This is a genomic window from Segatella copri (assembly GCF_019249655.2).
GTDB lineage: Bacteria > Bacteroidota > Bacteroidia > Bacteroidales > Bacteroidaceae > Prevotella.
This window is the reverse complement of record NZ_CP137558.1, coordinates 87,501-93,148: the sequence shown is the minus strand read 5'-3', so window position 1 is coordinate 93,148 and position 5,648 is coordinate 87,501. Positions and strand designations below refer to the sequence as shown.

Sequence of the window (5,648 nt, the reverse complement as noted above, 5' to 3'; positions counted from 1 at the left end):
GTCTTTGACTTTTAAATATTAAACTGCGTGCAAAGGTACATGAATTAATTGAAATAACCAAGAAAATATGCCGAAATGTTTGCATGCAAACACACAAACATGTTTGGATGCAAGCATGCAAACATGTTTGCAGAATTACTAATATATTGGTTTTCAGTATAAATGCTTTCAATATGCGGGTTAACAAACATGCAAACATGTAGGTTAACAAACATGCTTGCAAGCAAACATGCAAACATGCAAACATGTTTGCAGACTTCTAAAAAGGGCTTTAAAACGCATGAAAAGTATGCCTTCAGATGGCTGAACTAAGTATCTGCGACAAAATTATAAGCTATTTCCTCCGATTATTGCCCATTATGGCCCGTTTATTGAGAGAAAATTAGTAATTTTGCAGCCGGAAAGATAATATATACAGATATTTAGCAGATAAATTAGCAGATAAAAAATGATAGATTCAATTCAGAACATCTTTGTTCAGGTTAGCGATTTTCTCTGGTCGTATATCATCATTGCCGTTTTGATATGCTGTGCCGTGTTTTTCACTTGGCGAACCCGTTTCGTTCAGTTTCGTCTCATCAGGGAGATGGTGAGGCTGCTGCTCCATCCCGATAAGGTTCAGCCCGACGAGATAGGACAGGATGAGCTGTCGATGGATGTGAAGGTGGATGGCGAGATGAAGCACATCTCTTCCTTCCAGGCATTCGTGGTGGCACTGGCAAGCAGAATCGGTACGGGTAATCTTGCGGGTGTGGCCACAGCCATCAGCGTCGGTGGTCCGGGAGCCGTGTTCTGGATGTGGGTGCTGGCTTTGCTGGGTTCCGCATCAGCCTTCATAGAATCTACGCTTGCCCAGCTTTACAAGCGCAAGGGCAAGACTTCCTTCTATGGCGGACCTGCCTATTATATGAAGTATGGATTGGGCAAGGGATGGATGGGTATCCTCTTTGCCGTGCTGATGATCATCACCTTCGGTTTTGCCTATAATTCCGTGCAGAGCAACACCATCTGTCTGGCATGGCAGAAGGCCTTCGGTATCGATCCTGCCACCATGGGCATCGTGCTCACGCTGCTCACGCTGCTCATCATCTTCGGCGGTATCCAGCGAGTGGCTAAGTTTTCTTCCACGGTGGTTCCAGTGATGGCAATCATCTATCTCCTGATAGCCGTGGGCGTAGTAATCTGGAACATCACCTGCCTGCCTCAGGTATTGCTCACCATTGTGGAGAATGCCTTCGGATTCAATCAGGCAGCGGGCGGAGTGCTTGGCGTAACGGTGATACAGGGCATCAAGCGAGGCCTGTTCAGCAATGAGGCAGGCGAGGGTAGTGCTCCTAATGCGGCTGCGGCGGCCACGGTGAGCCATCCGGTGAAGCAGGGACTCATCCAGGCTCTGGGCGTGTTTACGGATACCCTGGTGGTATGTTCCTGCACGGCATTCATCATCCTGGTGAGTGGGGTAGACGTCACAGCATCCAATGGTATCCAGCTCACGCAGGATGCCCTGACCCATGAGATAGGAAGCATCGGAAATCCTTTCGTGGCTGTGATGATATGGCTCTTTGCCTTCAGCAGTATCATCGGCAACTATTATTATGGCGAGACAAACGTGAGATATATCAAGGATTCCAAACTGGGCGTATTTATCTATCGCCTTGCCGTAGCTGCGATGGTGATGATTGGTGCTGTGGTATCATTGGATTTTGCATGGAGTTTTGCCGACATCACGATGGCGCTTCTTACCCTCTGCAATCTTGTGGCCATCGTTTTGCTATCCCGCCAGGCCGTTTTCCTGCTGCAAGACTATCGACAGCAGAAGAAGGAAGGCAAGAATCCTGTGTTCTCCAAGGATAAAATGCCAGAGATTGCCGATCAATTGGAGGCTTGGTAAACTGGAGGCATGGCAACTGGAGGCATGGCATGCAAAACATGAGTCATATTTTGGTTAAAACTTGAAGATTTTGTCTCTTCACATAAAAAAAAGGTGGATATATTTTCTAATATCAGGTATTTTACTTACTTTTGCAACAAATATATAGAATATAAGTACTTATATAGAGCATAAGTACATTTAGACAAGATACCGGATATGGCAGATAAAAAAAAGGAAATAGCAAAGCCCAATGCAGGTGAACAATGGATTAATACTCCATTCAGCTTCACAAAGATAGATAAACAATGTACGCTCGCACAACAGCATATATTGTTTTGCGTAAGCTCGCATCTACAGGAATATGTAACGAGATTCTTTAACGAAAAGCGTGAGAAAGGTAATCTGCGCTCAGACTATATGTTTGAAGTAGATAAAGAACATGTTGCCATGAATGTACCTAAAATCAAACTGAAGTTGAATGAATTAGGTATTGAATCAAGCCACTATAAGGATCTGCGCAAAACCCTGAAGGAACTTCTGGACTTCAGCGTCAGAATCAAGATAGATGGCAAGGCCGTCATACAGCACGTCTTTTCTAACATAACAGAAGATATCGTAACCAATGGTTATACCACCAAGCAGGGTGTCACATACGACAGGTCTAAAGGAGAGGTTGAGCTGAAGATTGACCCAGTTGTTGCCAAATATGCCTTCGACATGAGCCAAGGATTCATCCATCATATCGCCTTGATTGCACGATATGCAAGCAGGCAGAACACTCCTAGGATATATCTGTTCTTACTGCGCCAAATGGGAATAAACAATGGGAAAATGACCATAAAGGTGCCATTCATGCAATTGAAGGAATACCTGGGCATGGCTAAAATTGCAGAAGACGGAACTGTTATAGAAGAACAGTATCCGAAATTCTCGCAGTTTAAAAAGCAAGTATTGGATGCGGTGCAGGAAGATTTTGCCAAATTAAGCAAGGAAGACAAGGTTGATATCATGTTCACCGACTGTACACCCGTATATAAGAGGGGACAGTCAAGAGGCAATCCTGAAGCACTGATATTCAAAATCAAGAGAACTGCTTTGGGAAAAGCCCATATCAATGGCAATGTCTTGGATAAGGATAAGCAAGGACTGCCTCAGAGCAAGGAGCCTGTAATGGGCGACTTGTTTGCCCATGTAGCAACGACAGAAAATTCAAAGATAGAAATGGAAAAGGGTGGGGAGGACAAATGGAAAGAATTCCTCTCCATGATAATTGATCCTTCACAAGCAGCCTTACTCAAGAGGGTGAAATTCCTCGGTATGAAAAATCAGAGGTTCTGCGTCAAGGCTTCAAAAGAAGACTTTGGATTACTCAAAACACTGGGAGTGGAGAAAGTTGCCCAGGAATACTTTAAATGCGTAGGCTCCTTCGCTCCAACTTTCTACGAGGGGTAAACCTATAAAGAGTCGCAAATATGGCTTATATGGCTTTATTATAGCTTTATATAGCTCTTATTTGCGACTTTTTTGGGCTATATCTACGAAACCATTTACCACAAGACACCTAACATTCTATATTTCAACACTTTACAAACGCAAAAATCGTTTAAATGTAAAAACAGTACTCTTAAAGAACACAAAAAAAATGTTTCGCTATATCTCTGTTTATCAGATGTTTATATCATTCCAGGTAAATGGTTTCGTAGATATCATGGTAGGAAAAGCTTGCATATCTACGAAACCATTTACCTTGTATTTACTAACCAACTGATATTCAACGTATTATGTTTTTTGCTTTCGAGCATAAAAATATGTCATAATTAAAAGATGGGGTTATTATATATATAATTACTTCCTTATTATGTTGATTATCAGGTTGTTGTATCTATTAAAGTAAATGGTTTCGTAGATATAGATAAGCGGTTTCATAGATGCCTTCATGCTCAATGAAAGCCTCTATATCTACGAAATCGTTTACCTGGTTTACGCTAACTTATTGATATGCTGCATGTTAGTCTTTATATTTCTGAATTTGCCGGGCGGAAATGCTTAAAAAGCCTGATAAACACAAGTAATTTTTACATTGCTCTCCTGTCATATCTACGAAACCGTTTACCTGGCTTCTTATAAGTATTTAGTAATCAGTACTTTATATTTTTCCTTCAAAAAAGTAAATTTCTTTTTATAATTATAAATTAGATTATTATTATAATTACGGAAATTTCAACATATTGATTTTCAATAAGTTACAAAGCTCGAAGTAAACGGTTTCGTAGATTTAGGTAAACGGTTTCGTAGATTTAGGTAAACGGTTTCGTAGATTTAGGTAAACGGTTTCGTAGTTTTTGGTAAACAGTTTCGTAGATATGTGATTTCTTTACATTTTGAAAAGTATAGATTTTTTGCTTGAATGGTGGGACTTCAGCCAGTGCTGGAGTTTTGCATGTATGTGGATGATCATCTGTATATGCACTTTAGGTAATTGTGCATGCACAGGTGCACGTAACGCGTATGCATGTGTCATGCGTATATGTGCGTATATATATATTAATGAGAAATGGCATATTAAGGCCCTCTAAATGTTTAAGACTGTTAAAATATGGCTAAAAATGAAAGTTTTTCCTCGAAACATTTGGCAGTTTCGGAAATAGTTAGTACTTTTGCACTCGCTTTTGAGAAATACGCTTTCTCTAAGCAACTAAAGAAAGAGTTCTTTGAAAGATTTTACATAAACAGACAAGTAGTACAAGAAGCGGTTAACTTCTTAGAAATAAGAAAGTTGACTGGGTAAAAGAAACGAACCGTCAAGAAATTGACAAGTCAGGTTTACTAAGCTTCAATAAACGAAAAGGATATTCGTCCTAAGTACAGACAACAAACACCGATTGCTTCAGCAATGAGGCAAGAAGTAAAAATGATATTTTACAATGGAGAGTTTGATCCTGGCTCAGGATGAACGCTAGCTACAGGCTTAACACATGCAAGTCGAGGGGAAACGACATCGAAAGCTTGCTTTTGATGGGCGTCGACCGGCGCACGGGTGAGTAACGCGTATCCAACCTGCCCATCACTTGGGGATAACCTTGCGAAAGTAAGACTAATACCCAATGACGTCTCTAGAAGACATCTGAAAGAGATTAAAGATTTATCGGTGATGGATGGGGATGCGTCTGATTAGCTTGTTGGCGGGGTAACGGCCCACCAAGGCGACGATCAGTAGGGGTTCTGAGAGGAAGGTCCCCCACATTGGAACTGAGACACGGTCCAAACTCCTACGGGAGGCAGCAGTGAGGAATATTGGTCAATGGGCGAGAGCCTGAACCAGCCAAGTAGCGTGCAGGATGACGGCCCTATGGGTTGTAAACTGCTTTTATAAGGGAATAAAGTGGGAGTCGTGACTCCTTTTGCATGTACCTTATGAATAAGGACCGGCTAATTCCGTGCCAGCAGCCGCGGTAATACGGAAGGTCCGGGCGTTATCCGGATTTATTGGGTTTAAAGGGAGCGTAGGCCGGAGATTAAGCGTGTTGTGAAATGTAGACGCTCAACGTCTGCACTGCAGCGCGAACTGGTTTCCTTGAGTACGCACAAAGTGGGCGGAATTCGTGGTGTAGCGGTGAAATGCTTAGATATCATGAAGAACTCCGATTGCGAAGGCAGCTCACTGGAGCGCAACTGACGCTGAAGCTCGAAAGTGCGGGTATCGAACAGGATTAGATACCCTGGTAGTCCGCACGGTAAACGATGGATGCCCGCTGTTGGTCTGAATAGGTCAGCG

At 42.4% G+C, this 5,648-nt stretch carries 3 protein-coding genes and 1 rRNA gene (1 of these 4 only partly in view); all 4 read left to right on the top strand.

Annotation, left to right across the window (positions count from 1 at the left end):
• Positions 1 to 451 precede the first annotated feature (451 nt).
• A complete protein-coding gene (locus KUA49_RS17590) occupies positions 452 to 1,891 on the top strand; it encodes an alanine/glycine:cation symporter family protein (protein WP_412178616.1) in 1,440 nt (479 codons plus the stop codon).
• 198 nt (positions 1,892 to 2,089) lie between these two features.
• Positions 2,090 to 3,325, top strand: a complete 1,236-nt coding sequence (locus KUA49_RS17585) for a replication initiation protein (protein WP_218413528.1) — start codon at positions 2,090 to 2,092, stop codon at positions 3,323 to 3,325.
• A 1,144-nt stretch (positions 3,326 to 4,469) separates the two neighbouring features.
• Positions 4,470 to 4,661 (top strand): hypothetical protein, encoded by a 192-nt coding sequence (locus KUA49_RS17580; RefSeq protein ID WP_218413527.1) that lies wholly within the window; start codon positions 4,470 to 4,472, stop codon positions 4,659 to 4,661.
• Positions 4,662 to 4,794: 133 nt separating this feature from the next.
• A 16S ribosomal RNA gene (locus KUA49_RS17575) occupies positions 4,795 to 5,648 on the top strand (it continues 678 nt past the right edge of the window).

Bases quoted from the DNA above. Each gene is read 5' to 3' on its own strand.
- KUA49_RS17585 (WP_218413528.1), top strand. From the start codon at position 2,090: ATGGCAGATAAAAAAAAGGAAATAGCAAAGCCCAATGCAGGTGAACAA.
- KUA49_RS17580 (WP_218413527.1), top strand. From the start codon at position 4,470: ATGGCTAAAAATGAAAGTTTTTCCTCGAAACATTTGGCAGTTTCGGAA.